Raw genomic sequence first — 18,566 nt, 5'->3', positions numbered from 1 at the left:
CTCTTGCTCTAAACGGTTAGTCTGGTCAGGTGAAGTCTCCTACAAGCCCCTAGCTTCAGCTATGGGGTTGGTACTCAACTAGAGAACCCTGACTTTCTCTATATTAAAGCTTAGTTGTGCCAGAAGGTTAATTTGGTATGGTTATAAATTGTATATTCTAAAAATCCAGCATGAGTAAGCTAGGGACAGCTTTCAGTGAAGGGATAATTGCCTTCATCGCCACCAACATAGATGACATGATTATCTTGTTAATATTTTTTTCACAGGTAGATGGTAATTTTCGGCGGCGGCATATCTTACTAGGTCAATATCTGGGTTTTGCAGCCATTATCATCGCTAGCTTACCAGGATTTTTTGGTGGATTAGTTATACAGCGAGAATGGATAGGATTGCTAGGATTGCTACCAATTGGTATTGGTATTCACCACTTAGTATATAGAGAAGAAGATACTATAACAGTTCAGACAGTCAGTAGTGATTTTAACCAGCCCACATCTACTAACCCGGTATTGTCTTTTATTTTGAGTATTTTACACCGCCAAACTTATAAAGTATCAGCAGTCACGATCGCTAATGGTGGTGACAATATTAGTGTATATGTTCCTTTGTTCGCTGGTCACGATCTTGCCAGCTTGGGAGTAATTATAAGTGTATTTTTTATCATGGTAGGGATTTGGTGTGCGATCGCTTATTCTTTAAGCCGTCAACCTACCATTGCCGATCTTTTCAATCGCTACGGCCAAGCTGTTGTACCTTTTGTGTTAATTGGCTTGGGTCTGTTGATTATGTATGAGCGAGGTACATTCACTCTACTACCTTGGGTGAGAAGTTAATTAATGGTGGATGCTGGATTGGGGATTGAAAATCTCAATTTGGTTACACTTGATGAACTAATTTCCAACTCACCATCATCAAAATGGCATAAATGATAAACCGTAAAGGGCGTTGTGGGGCTACCTCGCAGACTTTAGCACCTAGTAACACCCCAGGTACAGAGCCTAGCCATATAGGCAGCACCAAACTCCAATCAACTGTTCCCAGGCTGAGATGACCGAGGGCTGTAAACAGCAGTAAAATTGCTGCGTGTGAAATATCTGTACCCACTAACTTCCGGGCATCAAGGCGGAAAAACCCAATCAGCACTAGGGCAAACATTGAACCTGAGGAGACGCTGGTTAGACCAACTAAACAGCCTAAAATTGCTCCCAAAGTAATTGTCACAAATCGACCAAAGTTAGTTTCTAAGTCTAATTTTGGCAGTTCGGGTAAATTAAATTTGGGGAAAAAAGTCAATAACAACAATTGCACTAGTGCTAACACTGTGACTAGCAAAATCACTCCGCCAAGCAAACGGAGCAAGATGTTATCTAGATTGTACTCACCTGTACGTTTAATGAAGTGCAAAATCCCCACCCCCAACAGTGAGCCTGGAACACTCCCAAAGGCCAGCCATTTGACAACTTCTGTGTCAAGAGTTTTCTGTTCCCAGTGCTTGACGCTACCAACAATTTTCATCAATGTGGCTGCCACAACATCAGAACTCACAGCGATAGAAGGCGGAACCTGAAAAACAAAAATCAACATTGGCGTGATGAGAGAGGCTCCACCAATTCCCGTCAAACCAACGATGATGCCAACAAAAAAGCTTAAGAACGGTAGTAATAGATAGTGCATACTCTTTGGGGGTTTCAACAATTAGTTATCAGTTATCAGAATCTTGTTGAGTCTCCCACTTCTATAAGTGAGCAGCGTCGAGTAGGGTTTAAATCCCCAAACGAAGCCTTGATAACTTTTCACTGACTTAACTACGAGCAGCTAGAATTGAAATTCAGCTAAAGCTTCACTGCTAGAAAGCAGCAAGTCAGCCAAACTATAGCCCAGCGGTAGACAGAGCTAGTTATGGTGAGTTATTGTGTTTCTCAAGAGATGAGTGACACAAAGGTTATCCAGCTAAAAGTTAGGGCAGAGGATTCCTGGATAACTTCAAACCTGTCTGGGAGTTTTTGGAAGCATGACAACTGGCATTTAGCTCAAACAGACTTTGATAACTGCTTATGGGTCAGTTGTTCTGCTAAACTCAACTTCTAACTGGGTTTTTCTGCGGTTTTACATGTAAAAGCACGTAAGGCGATGCACTTACCGTATTTTACTCGTAATCATGATTAAACGTCCAGCGTATTCGCGTTGTATATCGCTAGATTCTCTGGATAATACTCCGCAGTCAGTTAAACTTCTTAGGACTGGTTGCTAGAAAAATTACCTACAAGTTAATCACCATAGGGATAATTCACGTTGGCGTTAGCTTTATAGTTGATGGTCGCAAAGTTAAATCTCTTAACCAGTGGTACAACAAGCGTGTTAGCACTCTTAAAGAAGGTAAACCACAAGGATACCATCGGTGAGAGGTTAAGATAATCTTACTTTTGTCAATTAGAAATTATGCTTAAAATTTGGAAAGAGCCGAGGTATTAAGTTAACTATTGTACTGAAATTATGGGTTAAGAATAAATGATGCGTATCAAGATGACGCGTAGGCAAAGCCCAACCTAGGCATCGCCCAATCAAAAATTCTGTTTCTAACCCCGATTTCAGCAATATTTTAAGTACTATTGCTTATTGACAAATTGTATCTGACCTTAACCTCTCACAAATGCAAGGATACTGGGATGATCAATTGGCACAGATCACAGAGAAACGTAACCGACAAATGAGATATGCAGTGAATAAAGCCGCTGGGCTAGTTATTGACTACTCTATTGAACATCAAATTGGTGTAGTTGTCTTTGGGTGGAATCAGGGGCAGCGACAAGAAGTACAACTGGGTAAAACAACTCAATCTTTTGTACAAATTCCTACTGCAAAACTCAAAGAACGAATCAAACAACTGTGTGAATATACGGGATTAATTTTGTAGAAACCGAAGAATCTACACCAGTAAAGCTAGTTTTTTAGACGGTGATTTTCTGCCTACATTCGGTGAAAAACCCCAAGGGTGGAAGGCATCGGGGAAACGAGTTAAACGTGGAATGTATCGGACTTCTACTGGCAAATTAATCAACGCTGATTTAAACGGCGCAGCAAATATTCTTCGCAAAGTAGAGACACAATTAGAACTTGTTCTAGTCAAGGTCTGTAGGGCATTATTGACCGTGCCTACCAGATTTCGTATCTGGGAAACCAAAGCTAAAAAGCTTGATTGGGACGGCTTTAGCCGGACTCGTAGCAACAGTTTAGAATCCCCATCACAAATGAATCGAATGCGTGGCTTACCGGAACAACAAAGTCTACCGGAAGATTCAGACAATGATTCACCAGAATAGAGTCACGTCGCAACTCTTGGAGACGCTGCGCGTAGCAAGATCCCTGCAGGGGTACGCTCCGAATTCAAAATTCAAAATTGATGATCCCCATAAATAAATTTAGTTGCTCTGTATCATGAGTCGTTTTCGGTCATTCGATTTTAGATTTTAGATTTTTCCTTCAATCCAAAATTAAAGTTTTGCTGGAAGGGAACTTTTTTTGCTACCGAAAATTTCAAATTGGCAGTGGATCAATTTGAAATCTGCTGTCAGCCTAAAAATATTTTAACTGGATTTGGATATTGGTATTTGGGCCTGCAACTAAAAATGCTGCTTCGCTAAATTTGGGCGCTCTGGTGCGAATTTCTGGGTTGCGAGAAAATCCAAAGCCTTCGCTTGGTATACCAAAAATATTGCGATTAAGAATGCGGTCATTATTTTGATCGTGGAAGACAGCAACGGCGTAACTACCTGCTTTCAAGTTGTCAAAGGTAATTAGTAAGGGATTGTCAGTAATCTTGGTACACTGTTTTTGTAAGACGCGATCGCGATCGCTAGGAAATCCTTCACTGCTTCCAAATAGACTCGCACAGACTTGTCCTTCTTTATTCTTCAAGCCATCAATTTCTACAGTAAGTTTGCCGTTAAAATTTGCCTTAGCACTAAATGACCATACCAGATTTCCCAGAACTGCTAATAGCAGCATACTAACTCTCAATCCTTTAACCATAAAATTTTCACAGAATAAATAAGTTTTGCTGAAATTAAGTTTTCACTTAGATTAAGATCGCGCAGACTCATCCTGACATTATTCAGCCAATACTTGCAAGTATCCTGCCATATTTCATCTCTTGGCACATCTGTAAAATATTCTTGGGAAAGATTCTTGGGAAAATTTGGCCCTAGAGTTTAGATTAACTCTAGGCAGCTTTGATGTGTGAAAATTTCCACATAGCAGAGATTTCCACCATTTTTAGTGTTTCCAGCCTGTAGTGTGGAATGAAGAGTTTCTCAGAAATTCGACGAGTTATGTAGTGCCCTCTAAATTTTCAAATCACGTCCATCCCCCAATTTCTGCCTCAGTTAAAGGCTTCTCTAACTTACTATATTCTGTTTGAGCAGATCGCAACACGTGTTTCATCTGAACTGCTTCCCCAGCATCGGCAGCGAGGAAAGCAGCATTTAAGGCTATGTTACGGATATTACCTCCAGCGACATTGAGCCGTGCTAGTTGCAGAGCATCTAAATCTCTGGTTGGTGTATCATCTGGAAAGACGCGTCGCCAAATCTCGGCTCGTTGCATTGTATCGGGGAAGGGAAACTGCACTACGAAGCGAATCCGCCGCAGGAAGGCTGTATCAATTGCACTCTTCAAGTTGGTAGTCAGAACTGCTAAACCTGGGTAGCTTTCCATCCGTTGCAATAGGTAGCTAACTTCTATATTGGCATAGCGATCGCGGGCATCTTTAACTTCACTCCGTTTACCAAATAAAGCATCAGCTTCATCAAATAACAAAATCACCCCGCCTTGTTCGGCGGCATCAAATACCCGACGCAAATTCTTCTCTGTTTCGCCAATATATTTGCTAACTACCGATGATAGGTCAATGCGATAAAGATCGAGGCGCAATTTATGGGCCAGCACTTCTGCGCCCAAAGTTTTACCAGTGCCGCTACCACCTGCAAATAGAGCGCTGATTCCTAATCCCCTGGCACTCTTGGCCCCAAAACCCCAATTATTATATACAGTACTACGTTGGCGCACATGAGCCGCAATTTCCCGAAGAACTTGTTTCTGTGCCTCTGGTAATACTAAGTCTTCCCAATTACCAGATGGCTCAATTCGTTGGGCGAGTTCATCCAAGCGTGGACGTGCTTGCACACGGCAGGCATCCCATAAAATATCACTGATATCGGTTTCTGGTGTTTGTGCTAACTGTCCTGCGGCTTCTGCACAAGCAGCGCGAATGGTTGCAGCACTTAGGTTAAACTGCTCCACTAGGGTTTTAATTTGCCCGTTCATTTGTGGTGCTATCCCATCTAGTGCATCTTGCCAAACTGCACCTTGTTCTTTGCTAGTTGGTTGATGTACGTCAAAATTAATTACTAGGCGTTGTGATAAATCTATACGTTCTCGACTTGTGACTATTAAAAAGCCCTTGGTGCGTTCGATGAAATGAGCGATCGCATTTAGCCGTGCCGTATCATTAGTATCTAATTCGTTGCAATCTATGAGTAAGGCACATTTACTTAAAATTGTCTCGCGAGTCCACAAGCGGATGAGGTTATCCAACTCGCCAGGTGCTAAGGGAATGACTTGTGCAGCCATTACCCACAGACTTAAACCATGAAGTTGAGAAATTGTGGCGGCAATGGCACGTTTACTAGTAGTTTCTTTACTACATAACTGGACAATTGGCAAGCTATTAACCTTGGAAGCTTGTGACCAAATTGCTGCGACTCGCTCTGCTAAATCTTGGTGCGAGGGTACTAAATCACTAACTTCTTGTAATGGTTCAATGATGCCAGCCAAGCGTTCGTCGAGATATTGAATGCCCGTGAGATAATGTAAAATCCGTTCGTCAATTCTTAGGGGACTAAGAGTCAGGGCATGACCATCACCAATTTGAATTAATCGCCAATGACGTAAGGGAGCATTTGGTGCGATCGCATCCCAGTGGACATCGGGTAAAGCTGCCAGAGCTAAACCCAAAGTTGGGTAAGCTCGTTGCGAATCTCCGTGGATTATAGCACATAATTTAGCAAAATCTCCATTCAATTCCATACCTGCACACAACAGCAACAAATCACGTTCAAAGGATGAGAGGTTAAACATCTTGCATACTCTCTCCAATGCTGATGGTGCAGGCATAGCAGCAGCTTCCTGTAAAGCTTGCTGTAAAAGCGCTTGGTTTTTCTCTGGAGCTTGATTTTGCTCTTTTGCCGTGTGATTTTCTAAAATACCACGCACCACGGCTAGGGCTGCTGATAGGTAGCGGTAGTTTGCCTCATCCCAATTACGATTAATTGTTGTAGCATTCATAAAATAGTTACCTGTGGCGAATCATAAGCCCCAGAGTGATTTTTGTGCAGTGGACTTTGGGCACCATCTACCCGCACCTGGACAATATAAGTTCCTGGCTTGACGTTTTTGATAGGAATAGTGATTGCATCAGTATCTTCAGTGCGTGATGCCACCAAGAAAGAGTAAGCAGATGGAGCATTCTCTGACACTTCATTGAGTAGTAAAACTACTCGCTGTGCCTTACCTACCTTGGGCTGGAATTTAACGTTAATTTCTGCTGTGCGTAAATTGTCGCCAGTATTTTCCACTTGGGTGATGAATGCTGTAATTGTTGGATGTAGAACAAAAGCTGCAACGTTTGATTCAACGAGATGATCCATTTGCCCCCCATTGCCCATTGTCAGGTGTACGATTTGAACACCCTGCACACTTGGGTACAAATCTGGCGGAACTAACAAGCTGATTTGGGTTTCTTTAACTTCTTGAGGTACTAGTAATGTCTCCGTATTACCCAAACGAACTCGTGTGATTTCACCGCGTAACCGTTTACCACGAATTACTAATGTTGTGCCTGCAACAATCATTTGCTCAGTCTTTGCCGGAGACATCACTTGCTCTATAATCGGCTGTGATAAGGGCATCACGTAGAAACCTTCGGGGTTGTCAGATTTGCTACTCTCAATCAGTACCATTGATGCCAGATAGGTAGCTGAAGGTCGATAGTGCGTTTGTAAAGCAGACCATAACTTAGAAGTTTCTTCCATGTTAAAAAACTCCGGAGTCAGTTTGATCTGTCCAATTTGTTCAGCTAAATCGGATACAGACACATTTGCTACAGCTTGCGAAAAAGCACTTGAAGTATTGGTTGTGGATGCATTGATCAAAGTATTTTTAATAATATCAGATGTGATAGCTGGTGTTTTGTGTAATAACTGCATTGCGTAGCCCAGTAAAAGCTCCGCCTGAAAATCCTTGGCTCCGTAGGCTGTTAGCAAGTAATGGAGGTCAAGCGCCAGTGGTGGAGTTGGAGAAAACGGGTTTCCATTAATACGTGAGTGCTTGCTCCGAAATTCCTGAGATACCCAATCGACATTGCGATTCTGTGTCACTTGATAGAGAAAGAGGTTGAGTTGAGCGCGCTCATCAGCTTCAACTGAAATTCGATCGGGTGGTAGGGCAGTTACAATCACATCACCAACACTAGCAGCGATCGGATCGCTGACTAAACCATTTTCCAGCAAGACTTTTAGTACTGCTGTCACGGCGGCTATAGAGAGCATATTACTCATCCTCATTCCTCATGGCAATAGCACATATTAATCATGTATGCCAGAGTACATTGACAGAATATATTTTGCAAAACTTTAAATATTCTGTAGTGGTGATTGGGGGACTGGGGATTAGGAACTAAGGAATAAGAATTAAATAACATACAATTTATGTCTTTGGTTTACCTCACCCTCAATCCCTCTCCTTGGAAAGGAGAGGGAAGCTAGAGACAGGATGAGGTTTTGCATCTTAATTTAATCCACGTTCCTAAGTAAGTTTTGCAACAGGGATTTAGACCCCACTACAAAACTTGCTGCTTGATAGTTGCTCTTACTTAACTTTTCTTCCGCCAAGCTGGTTTCACGACTTGACGACTACGGGCAATTACCAAAGAATCATCAGGCACATCTTCTGTGACTGTAGAACCAGCCGCGATATAGACATCATCTCCCAAGGTGAGTGGGGCCACTAAAACGCTATTGGCACCAGTTTTTGTCCGATCGCCTATTTTGGTACGATGTTTTTTCACGCCGTCATAATTGGCAGTAATTGTACCGGCACCAATATTCACCTGATTACCGACAACACTATCACCTAGATACGACAAATGTGCTGCATTGGTGCGATCGCCTAATTGTGTATTTTTCAATTCCACAAAATTCCCTACACGACAACCAGCACCCACCTCTACGTGACCGCGCAAATGAGCATAAGGGCCAATTCGGCTTCCTGCCTGCACGGTGCTATCTGTCACCACTGAATACTGCACGGTGACATTTTCACTCAATTGGCTATTTTCAATGAAACTTCCCGGCCCAATGTGACTTCCTGTTTTAATTACCGTATTTCCTCGCAGGTGAGTTTGGGGTTCAATAATTACATCAGGCTGTAATTCTACTGTTTCGTCAATGGTGATGCTTGTGGGGTCGATGAGGGTGACACCTGCCAGCATCCATTTTTCCTTGACTCGTCTTTGCAAAATTTCGGCTGCTGTTGCCAGTTGCAAGCGATCGTTGATGCCGAGAATTTCTTGGTAGTCTTCCACATCCACTGCCATCACTTGTCCGACTTGAGTCACGGCATCAGTGAGATAGTATTCTTTTTGGGCATTGTTTGCCTGTAAATGGGGAAGCACCTTTGCCAAATTTGGCCAGCGGAAGCAATAAACTCCAGCATTAATGCGCTGATTTTGTCTTTGGGCAACAGTACAATCCTTGTGTTCTACCATTTGCTGCACAATATTTTCACCGTTACAAAAAACGCGCCCGTAGCCTGTGGGGTCGGGTAGGTGGGAGGTAAGAATGGTGGCGGCGTTTTGATTTCGGGCATGAGTTTGTAACATCTGCTTGAGGGTTTCGCTGCGTATTAACGGTAAATCGCCGTTAAGTATCAGCAAATCACCGATGTAGCCTTCCAAGTGAGGAAGTAATTGCTGGATAGCATGACCTGTTCCCAATTGCACAGTCTGTTCGACAAACTCCAAGCTGGGAGTTAAATGCATGGAGGCTTGCACTTCCTCGGACTGATATCCCACAATCACGATTCGCCGTGAAGGCGAAAGTGGTTCTACACTTTCGAGAACTCTCTCTACTAGCGATCGCCCACCCAAAGAATGTAAAACCTTGGGTAAGCTTGATTTCATCCGTGTGCCGCGTCCCGCCGCTAGAATTGCTACAACTACCATAAATTAGCTATTAGCTATCAGTGAAATTATAATTAATGCTTTTGGTACTTTAAAATATAGGTTCAAATCATACCAGCTAATCATAGAAGAGTGAAATATAAAAGGAGTTAAGACAACTGCTTTCGTAAAAGTTGGAGATTGTAATACTATTTCGCACTCATTACAGCAGCGACAAATCGTTACTCCCTACCGCGTACTGCCTACTCTTTTCCTTGATAGGAGCGAATAAACTCTGCAAACTGCTGCATTAGTTTGGGATTACGCCAACCGGAATCAGTTTCTTTTTGCATTACCGAAAGTGCTTCTGCTGAAGGAAAAGCTCTTTTGTAAGGTCGTTCGCTGGTTAGGGCATCGTAAATATCAATTAACTGAAATACTTGCGCCAGATAGGGAATATCATTCCCCTGGAGTCTATCAGGGTAGCCTGAGCCATCCCAACGTTCGTGGTGATGGCGAATAATGGGAATTACACCCCGCATACTGCGTAATGGCTGGCAGATTTTTTCCCCAATCAAAACATGCTGCTGCATGATCTGCCAATCTTCGGGGGTGAGTTCGCCTTTTTTCAACAGCACTGCATCGGGAATACCAACTTTACCGATATCGTGGAGATAACTACCCCACCTCAAATCTCGAATTTGGTAGCGTGACAGGCTGAGATATTCACCAAAAACTTGTCCCAGTTTTACTAGTCGTTCACAATGGTTGCCCGTATTTGGATCGCGACTTTCAATAGACATGGCAATGGAAAATAGTACTTGTTCGGCATGGTCTAAATCTTCGTTCAGACGCTTCTGCCGTACTAAGGACTTTACACGCGCCGCCAGTTCCACACGATCAAAGGGTTTGGTAAGAAAATCATCTGCCCCAACTTCAATTCCCTGAATGCGCGATCGCCTGTCATTTAACGCTGTAATAAAAATCACCGGGATTAGCCTAGTCTGCTCATCCTGTTTGAGCAATTGGCAGACTTCAAATCCATCCATTCCTGGCATCATCACATCCAGCAAAATCAAATCTGGTTGTTTTTGAGTTACCAATCCCACAACAATAGAACCACTGTCTGCCTCAATGACTTCGTATCCTTCCATCCCCAAGAGGGCAACAGCAGTCATCCGACTGGCGGCATGATCGTCAACGACTAAAACTTTCGGCGGATCTAAATCAAACCCATTCACCTTAGAACCTTTAGCTTGTAGTGTTCTAGAGACTAATAAACTATCACCACAATTAACATCAGCTTTGATCCAAGAAGACGCTGCTTGACTATCTTGAAACATCAGGCCCTCTTGAGATAAGCCTAAAGAACTCTGCGCATTTTGCGACCCTACGGCATGATTTGAACCGATACTCTTCACTCTGCTAATGGGGTTTGACCCACTAACAATTTGTTCTGTAAAGCCTGTATGGTTGGATTTCCATTGAATCACAAAGGCACTCCAAGTTTTTGCACAAGTTAACAGTGTCAGATTTCAATAACAAACAAATTTAAGATTCGACTGTATCTGAGCCGGAGTTTCGATATGGATTATGCATGATGTCAAGCTGCCTATCTAAGTTTTTCGCAGCATGTATTTTTTATGTTACGAACAAGGTGTATCTTGTTGTCACATTTTTTGCTTCTAATTCCAGTATGATGAATCGGCACAAATGTTCAATCAGGTTTTTTACGGAGATTTTTTAACCTCGTGGCGTCATCAACCGTTATAGTTGACTGCTCTATGCGAGATATCGGGTTTTGAGTTTCAAATTTTTATGGTAATCATTAGGTATATATGTTTTTACTTACTCAGTTATAGCAATACTCAAGTACTGTTGAACTGGATGTGATATTAAATACTATCATATAATCAAGCTATTTGGCTCGTAAAAACTTGTTACCTAAGTATTTGGAAACGAAATCAGAAATTTTGGCAAAAAAATGTCTAACTTTTCTGGAATTAAGGACTGAGAATCAGGGTTACAATTGTATAGGCATAGCCTGTCGTAAACATCGCAACCGAACTACAAACTATTTCCCATAAAATCCCTGCCTTGTGTTCCCAACAGCCACCTTTTTCGCCAACGGGAGGTAGGTTCCAGGCAAGAGGCTTGTTGCTCTTGTTGTCGCCGCATCACGATGACTTCGGTTGGATCACTCAATTGAGGATCGCGATAGGGAATAGCAGCACGAGTTAGTAAGTGTTCTTTTTCAGCTTGCGAGAGGGTGGTGAGTGCTGAATGGTCTTTAGACTCAGCAATCCGAGAATGTGTTGCCATAGTACCAGGCGATCGCCTTCCTACGGGTGGGGTAGAATATATCACCAAGCCAGCAGACAAAAGTGCTGTGCGTACAGCCGCAGAACAAGAATAGGTGGCTAACAAACCATCTGGATGTAAACACAATGACACTTGTTTAATAAATTCAACAGTCCATAATTGAGGGCATTGAGGTGGTGAAAAGGGATCGAGGAAAATTGCATCTGCCCAGAAACCCGATTGATGTACTAGCCTGATCGTATTTCTAGCATCGCCAATTAGTAGCTTTGCTTTCAGGTAAGGCGTTTGCACTTGATGCTCACAAGCTAGCTCTTTTAAAATTTCAATATAGTTACAGTTCCAATTATCGAACAAGTGATGAGCGATCGCCGCTTGTGGCACTGCTGGATTCAGTTCTAAACCGATTACTTCAACACAACAACTAGGATTCACTGCCCAAATTGTCTGCAAAGCCGCAGCGGTGTTATATCCTAGACCATAACAAACATCCAATAGTCGCAAGACTGGTTTTTGAGCCGCTGTAGCTAGTTGAGTCGGTTCCACAAACTTGCAAAAACTCTCCTGCATAGCTCCATAATGGCTGTGAAAGGATTCACCAAACTCTTGAGAGACAAAGGTGAAAGAACCATCTGCTGTGAGCTTAGGTGTAAAATTTTCTAAGTCTGACATCTAACAAAAAACTAAATAATTACCAATGTCCTTTATGAGTGCTGAGTAGTGAGTGCTGAGTAGTGAGTAGTAAATCTAACTTATCCAATGCCCCATACCCCATGCCCCATACCCAATTTGTTATTTCACCAACTTGGCTGTTTGAACATCGAGAAGATCCGCAAGTCGTTATTGTGGATTGTCGCTTTTCTTTAGCCGATCCACAACTAGGACAACAGCAGTATCAAACAATTCATATAGAAGGTTCGTATTACTTAGATTTGAATCAGGATCTTTCCAGTCCAGTGGGTAAGCATGGCGGGAGACATCCTTTACCTAACCCCAATGATATAGCTACCAAATTGGCAGCAATTGGGGTAGATTACCAAAAAACTTTAGTTGTAGCTTATGATGATTCGCGCTTTGCTTTTGCGGCTCGTCTATGGTGGCTGTTACGCTATCTCGGACATGAGCAAGTAGCAGTACTGGATGGCGGCTTCGCTGGATGGCAAAAAGCTGGGTATTCTGTTACAGATATTATTCCTCATCCCCGAAAGGGTACGTTTGTAGCCCAAGTACAAACAGAAAAGGTGGTAGATATTACAGCGGTAAAAAGCCGGAAAGACAGCGATGAGGTAGTATTAGTAGATTCAAGAGAGAGCGATCGCTACCGAGGTGAACGAGAGCCAATTGATAAGATTGCCGGACATATTCCCGGTGCAGTCAACTATCCTTGGCAAGAAGTTACAGACTCTTCCGGCTACCTACTCCCTCAAGAGGAACAACGTCGTCGCTGGGAAAAGCTAGAAACAGCCGAAGAAATCTTGGTTTATTGCGGTTCTGGCGTTACTGCTTGTGTAAATTTACTTTCTCTAGAATTAGCTGGCATTAGCCAGGGTAAACTTTATGCTGGCAGTTGGAGTGATTGGATTTCTTATTTATAGTTATGAGTTAGGAGTGAGAAGTTAAGAGTTAGGAGTGAAGAGTTATGAGTGAGGAGTTATGAATTGAAGCCAGTTTTTAATCATCGGTGAGAGGTTAAGATAATATTACTTTTGTCAATTAGAAATTATGCTTAAAATTTGGAAAGAGCCGAGGTATTAAGTTAACTGTTGTACTGAAATTATGGGTTAAGAATAAATGATGCGTATCAAGATGACGCGTAGGCAAAGCCCAACCTAGGCATCGCCCAATCAAAAATTCTGTTTCTAATCCCGATTTCAGCAATATTTTAAGTACTATTGCTTATTGACAAATTGTATCTGACCTTAACCTCTCACAAATGGTTTTTAATTTCAAACTCCAAACTCCAAATTCCAAACTCCAAACTCCAAACTCCAAACTCCAAACTCCAAACTCCTAACTCCTAACTCCTAACTCCTAACTCTTCTCAAAAGCGACCTAATTGGAAATTGTAATTAATACTGAAGAACCAGCCATCAAAGTCAATGTTTTCGTCGGTTGAACTACCTAAACTCACTCCAGCCTGCACATTCATATTAGTGGTATCGGATATTCGGTAATTTAAGTGCCCGAATAGCCGATAAAATTGGTCTTCTCGATCGCGTTGTGTAAAGTCTGATAAGTTCATTTGGTAGTCAATACCAACCTGGAGAGGCTTTTGCAAGTAGTAGTTTAGAGAAACCCAAAAGGAATTGATGATCCGATTACGACTTTGAGGATCAGAAAAATTTACACTAAATTCGTAGAAGCTATCTAGGGTTAATCTTGGAGTTAAGGGATCTCGCCGTCCTAAAGACAGTTGTAGGGAATTCTCATTTAAAAAGCGATCGCCTGCTTTGAAGCTATCCAGGTGATCGCTGTTGTTGGCATAAAATAACTGTTGATTGCTCCAACTGATTTCTCCGTACATTCGCCGCGATAACTGCTGGTAAATATTGAGATTAAATCTTACTTGGTTGTAATCATATTGTGACTGATTTATATAACGGATGAGATTCCCATCAATTGAGCCATTTAAATAAGTCTTAGATCCTAAAGGGAAATACGCTGAGGCTAGTGTCAGTCCAGAAAAAATTAAACCATCTTCGATGGGACTATCATGTGACGAAAAAATGTTACTCGTCTCGAAGTAGCCTACATGGGCCTGTAGATAGCCGATAGGTTTAAACTTAACTACGGGTTGTTCTTTCGGTGGTGGTGGCTGCTGTTCTAAGGGTAGTAACCGCACCCGTAACCCTAATTCGCGATCGCGATCGGACTTAGGTGGCCGTTTTGGCGATCGTAGCAGCTGCATTAGTCTCTCTAGCCTTTGAGACTGATTTATCTCAGGCGTATTTAATAGTTGCTCTTTTGAGTCTGAAGTAGGCAAATTACTTGGCTGCGATTCTAGCGGTGGCGGATCATTTTGCTTTTGAGTATTTTCAGGTTCTTTGGTTTGTGCTGGGGTTTGAGTCGTTTCTAGTTTTTGCTGTGCCAGATTCAACGTATTTGTAGATTCTGCCGCATCTACTCGAATGCAACAACAGCTTCCACCACTGGACGCTAACAAAATACAAAAAAACAAATTCTTCCAGTTCTTGAGTCGCATCTGGTTTGATCGCATTTGGCAAATGTAGACCCACCGGCTGCATCGGAAGTTCCGACTCAAAAGATACAATTGAGTGCATCTATCTGAGCTTTGTAGGTATATACTTAATTTACAAACTAAAATTGCTGCTTTTCAGATTTTCTCCCGGATTTTCTCTAAAAAACTGAGATATTCCGAGAAGATTTTTGATGGGATTTAGTGAAATACGATTAGTGAGTAATTTCACAACATATCTGTAGCAACTTCTTGTCCTAAATAACTAATGACTCTGTGGCTGATCTAATTTAGAAAGGATTATCGCGGTTCTCGTTCACGTGAGGTACACGCGTAGGGGCAATACCCTGCGGGAAGCCGCAATTCATGTAGACGCACTTGCGTTCGCGTCTACATGAATTGCCCCTACACCTTGCGATCTAATTTTGTACCGCACTTGAGTGGGAACCGCTATATCTGTAAGGTACTCCTTATTTAATTGTTTATATCAATTATAGGACTTACGCAAAAATCGCCAAAAAGCCTAATTTATCGAACCGCCTTCTCTTCGAGAGGCTGACGCCAACGCGCAGCGTCTCGTAGAGAAGACGCCAAGAGCGCCGAGAATTCATAGAGTGTGCGTAAGTCCTAAATTACTAACTTTTAAATCTTCCACAGACTTTACTACACACAATGTCAGTTTCAGAATAAAAACTTTAAGAGACTAAACACATAGCTTATTTATGATTTATTTTATGTATTAAATATAGACTCAAATCCAGATAAGTTTACCTAAACAAACTTCCTATAAGACTTCTATTTGATTTTTGAAAAAACTCCTTACAACTCAAGAAGCCTGATTCCCTATTCCCTACTCCTTGTATACACAAATAAGTTCAAAAATCAAATCGGATTGCTACATAACAATTTAGCGCTAGCTTAAACCTTTAACTGTTTTGGTACTAGTTGAAGTTCGTAAATTCTCAAACTATGTTTCATAAATCGTTTCCACTATTAGTGATTGCTTTATGGGGAATTATAGTATTGCCTTTCCCAAATCAGGTAAAAGCCATAACTCCTCTGACGCGAGCAGAAATTCAGAACCTCCGTAACTTGGTACAACTAATACCTAGAAATAGAGAGAAGAAACGTCCTGCACGCAAATCAGATGCAATGACTCCTGGTGATGGTTTGTCAACTGGTCGGGCTTCTTTAGCAGACTTGCGCTTTAACGACGGCTCTTTAGCACGAGTTGGTGAACAGGCTATATTTCAATTTTTACCAAAGACTCGCAGCTTTAGACTTTCAAACGGAACTGCATTGCTGCTTATCCCACCTGGAAGGGGACAAACACTTATACAAACGCCAAGTGCAGCAGCTGCAATTCGTGGTTCAGCATTATTTGTACGCTACAACCAAGAAACAGATACCACAATTGTGGGGGCGCTGACCAATAGCGGTATTGAAGTTTCTAACAAGGAAGCTTCTCAAACTCAAGTGCTGCAAGCAGGACAGATGATAGTTATAGTTAAAGGCAGATTTCAGGGTTTATACGACTTTGATCTCAGAAATTTTTATGAAACCAGCGATATGGTTCGGGGGTTTGATTTAACTAAGCAAAATCTTACACCTACAGCCGACCCGGCGATCGCTAGTGTTCAAGCTGAAACTGTTGCGGCTTTGAACGCACAGACGCCGATAAAAGGTGAGGGAGTAGTTGAAAACCCATCTTTTGCTGACCTAACTACTAGTACTTCAACTTCCTCTACCGACGACATTACTACAGACAATTCCTCAGTAGACCCCATTAAAGATGATTCACCATTAAATTTATTTGAGGACATAGGACAAGTCCTGTCAAATACTGAGCAGCGGCGATCTGAGAGAAATAGTAACAATAATAATGTCAGCACCCAGAATAATAACGTAGTTCCGACAACACCTCCTATAGTTCCGACATCACCTCCTGTAGTTCCGACATCACCTCCTGTAGTTCCGACATCACCTCCTGTAGTTCCGACATCACCTCCTGTAGTTCCGACATCACCTCCTGTAGTTCCGACATCACCTCCTGTAGAACCGCCACCGAAAAGACCAACCACATAAACGTAAATTTATACCCAGCGCTAGGGGCATACTTATAATAAGTGTTAACTATTGCCTCTACAGCCACTAAAGCAAAAAGTGATATTCCCTACGACCAGATAGCATCTGCTAACGCTAGATTAAATCAAGGACAGGACTTACACAGGGTTCACCGGATATCCTTATATAGTTCCATTACATTCTGTGTGTAAGTTCCCAGGAACTAACTTTTTGCTAGAGAGAACATAAATTTATGACTTTTGATTACGACCTGTTTGTAATTGGTGCGGGTTCTGGAGGTTTGGCGGCTTCCAAACGAGCGACTAGCTATGGTGCAAAAGTAGCGATCGCTGAATATGATTTAGTTGGTGGCACTTGTGTGATTCGCGGTTGCGTTCCCAAAAAACTCATGGTCTATGGTTCTCACTTTCCTGCACTATTCAGTGAAGCTTCAGGCTATGGCTGGAAAGTAGGTAATGCGGAGTTTGACTGGGAATATTTCATTACATCTATAGATAAGGAAGTTCGACGATTGTCACAACTACACATCAGCTTCTTAGAAAAAGCTGGAGTGGCACTAATTTCTGGTCGCGCCACATTAGTAGACCCCCACACAGTAGAAGTTGATGGACGCAAAATTACAGCAGACAAAATTTTAATTGCTGTTGGTGGGCGTCCCATCAAGCCAGATTTAGCAGGGATGGAATATGGCATTACCTCTAACGAAATCTTTCATCTCAAAGAACAACCAAAACACATCGTTATTATTGGCGCTGGTTATATCGGCACAGAATTTGCTTGTATTATGCGTGGTTTGGGTTCTGAGGTGACACAAATTACCAGAGGTGAAAAGATTTTGAAAGGGTTTGATGAGGATGTCCGTACAGAAATTGAAGAGGGTATGACAAACCACGGAATTCGGCTGATTCAGAATAATGTGGTGAAAGCAATTGAACGTGTGCCAGAAGGGTTGAAACTGACTTTATCGGGGGATGATCAAGAACCAGTCATTGCCGATGTGTTTTTAGTAGCGACCGGTCGAACTCCTAATGTAGATGGATTAGGTTTAGAAAACGCTGGGGTTGATGTTGTCGCTAGTTCTATCGAAGGGCCTGGTTATCCTACCACAAATGCGATCGCAGTCAATGAATATAGTCAAACTAATCAACCGAATATCTTTGCTGTTGGCGATGTCACCGACCGAATAAATTTAACCCCTGTGGCCATTGGCGAAGGTCGCGCCTTTGCCGATAGCGAATTTGGGAATAACCGCCGCGAATTCAGTCACGAAACTGTTCCCACAGCCATATTTTCTAGCCCAGAAGCCGCTACAGTAGGGTTGACAGAAGCCGAAGCACGGGAGAAACTCGGTGATGCCGTAAAAGTTTTTCGCACTCGCTTTCGCCCCATGTACTATAGTTTGACTGGTAAGCAAGAGAAAACAATGATGAAGTTGGTGGTTGATAGCAACACCGACAAGGTTCTAGGCGCTCACATGGTAGGTGAAAGTGCAGCTGAAATTATCCAAGGTGTAGCGATCGCAATCAAGATGGGCGCAACCAAAAAAGACTTTGATGCCACCGTAGGTATCCATCCCTCATCCGCAGAGGAATTTGTCACAATGCGGTAATAAATAAGAGTTAGGAGTTAGGAGTTATGAGTTATGAGTTGAAGAAAGAAACTCCAAACTCCAAACTCCAAACTCCAAACTCCAAACTCCAAACTCCAAACTCCTAACTCCAAACTCCAAACTCCAAACTCCAAACTCCTAAC

At 42.3% G+C, this 18,566-nt stretch carries 14 protein-coding genes; 6 read left to right on the top strand and 8 right to left on the bottom strand.

Going from position 1 to position 18,566, the window contains the following annotated elements; genetic code table 11:
- The first annotated feature begins 170 nt into the window (after positions 1 to 170).
- Positions 171 to 833 carry a cadmium resistance transporter gene (locus V7K67_RS14530; protein ID WP_334710979.1) on the top strand — a complete coding sequence of 221 codons (663 nt, stop codon included), beginning with the start codon at positions 171 to 173 and terminating at the stop codon, positions 831 to 833.
- Positions 834 to 876: 43 nt separating this feature from the next.
- On the opposite strand, the gene V7K67_RS14525 is transcribed toward V7K67_RS14530, so the two are convergent.
- A complete protein-coding gene (locus V7K67_RS14525; RefSeq protein ID WP_334733397.1) occupies positions 877 to 1,674 on the bottom strand; it encodes a sulfite exporter TauE/SafE family protein in 798 nt (265 codons plus the stop codon).
- 1,000 nt (positions 1,675 to 2,674) lie between these two features.
- On the opposite strand from V7K67_RS14525, the gene V7K67_RS14515 reads away from it, so the two are divergent.
- Together V7K67_RS14515 and V7K67_RS14510 are read left to right on the top strand one after the other, a co-directional pair.
- A complete protein-coding gene (locus tag V7K67_RS14515) occupies positions 2,675 to 2,914 on the top strand; it encodes a hypothetical protein (RefSeq protein WP_334733398.1) in 240 nt (79 codons plus the stop codon).
- Between the two features lie 112 nt (positions 2,915 to 3,026).
- Entirely contained in the window at positions 3,027 to 3,320 is a 294-nt protein-coding gene (locus V7K67_RS14510) for a hypothetical protein (RefSeq protein ID WP_334733399.1), read from the top strand.
- Positions 3,321 to 3,573: 253 nt separating this feature from the next.
- Here V7K67_RS14510 and V7K67_RS14505 read toward each other — a convergent pair whose 3' ends face one another.
- From V7K67_RS14505 to V7K67_RS14480, 6 genes are all read right to left on the bottom strand, one after another.
- Complete coding sequence (locus V7K67_RS14505; protein ID WP_335167089.1) at positions 3,574 to 4,029, bottom strand: DUF2141 domain-containing protein; 456 nt, start codon at positions 4,027 to 4,029, stop codon at positions 3,574 to 3,576.
- Between the two features lie 324 nt (positions 4,030 to 4,353).
- Positions 4,354 to 6,342 carry an ATP-binding protein gene (locus V7K67_RS14500; RefSeq protein WP_334733400.1) on the bottom strand — a complete coding sequence of 663 codons (1,989 nt, stop codon included), beginning with the start codon at positions 6,340 to 6,342 and terminating at the stop codon, positions 4,354 to 4,356.
- Entirely contained in the window at positions 6,339 to 7,613 is a 1,275-nt protein-coding gene (locus tag V7K67_RS14495; protein ID WP_334733401.1) for a DUF4255 domain-containing protein, read from the bottom strand. The genes V7K67_RS14500 and V7K67_RS14495 overlap by 4 nt, the downstream gene beginning before the upstream one ends.
- A 314-nt stretch (positions 7,614 to 7,927) precedes the next feature.
- Positions 7,928 to 9,277 (bottom strand): bifunctional UDP-N-acetylglucosamine diphosphorylase/glucosamine-1-phosphate N-acetyltransferase GlmU, encoded by a 1,350-nt coding sequence (gene glmU / locus V7K67_RS14490; RefSeq protein WP_335167086.1) that lies wholly within the window; start codon positions 9,275 to 9,277, stop codon positions 7,928 to 7,930.
- A 200-nt stretch (positions 9,278 to 9,477) separates the two neighbouring features.
- Positions 9,478 to 10,707, bottom strand: coding sequence for a response regulator (locus tag V7K67_RS14485; RefSeq protein ID WP_334733404.1), 1,230 nt, complete (start codon positions 10,705 to 10,707; stop codon positions 9,478 to 9,480).
- A 574-nt stretch (positions 10,708 to 11,281) separates the two neighbouring features.
- Entirely contained in the window at positions 11,282 to 12,205 is a 924-nt protein-coding gene (locus V7K67_RS14480) for a tRNA (5-methylaminomethyl-2-thiouridine)(34)-methyltransferase MnmD (protein WP_334733405.1), read from the bottom strand.
- A gap of 101 nt (positions 12,206 to 12,306) precedes the next feature.
- Here V7K67_RS14480 and V7K67_RS14475 point away from each other — a divergent pair, with 101 nt between their 5' ends.
- Entirely contained in the window at positions 12,307 to 13,128 is an 822-nt protein-coding gene (locus tag V7K67_RS14475) for a sulfurtransferase (RefSeq protein ID WP_334733406.1), read from the top strand.
- 446 nt (positions 13,129 to 13,574) lie between these two features.
- Here V7K67_RS14475 and V7K67_RS14470 read toward each other — a convergent pair whose 3' ends face one another.
- Positions 13,575 to 14,735, bottom strand: coding sequence for a hypothetical protein (locus V7K67_RS14470; RefSeq protein ID WP_334733407.1), 1,161 nt, complete (start codon positions 14,733 to 14,735; stop codon positions 13,575 to 13,577).
- Positions 14,736 to 15,698: 963 nt separating this feature from the next.
- Here V7K67_RS14470 and V7K67_RS14465 point away from each other — a divergent pair.
- Complete coding sequence (locus tag V7K67_RS14465) at positions 15,699 to 16,814, top strand: FecR family protein (protein ID WP_335167082.1); 1,116 nt, start codon at positions 15,699 to 15,701, stop codon at positions 16,812 to 16,814.
- Between the two features lie 232 nt (positions 16,815 to 17,046).
- A complete protein-coding gene (gene gor / locus V7K67_RS14460) occupies positions 17,047 to 18,423 on the top strand; it encodes a glutathione-disulfide reductase (RefSeq protein WP_335167080.1) in 1,377 nt (458 codons plus the stop codon).
- The last annotated feature ends 143 nt before the right edge of the window (positions 18,424 to 18,566 follow it).

Source organism: Nostoc sp. (assembly GCF_036917155.1).
In the GTDB taxonomy this organism is placed as follows: Bacteria; Cyanobacteriota; Cyanobacteriia; order Cyanobacteriales; family Nostocaceae; genus Nostoc.
The sequence above is the reverse complement of the archived record's forward strand: the minus strand, read 5'-3'. Positions and strand labels throughout refer to the sequence as shown.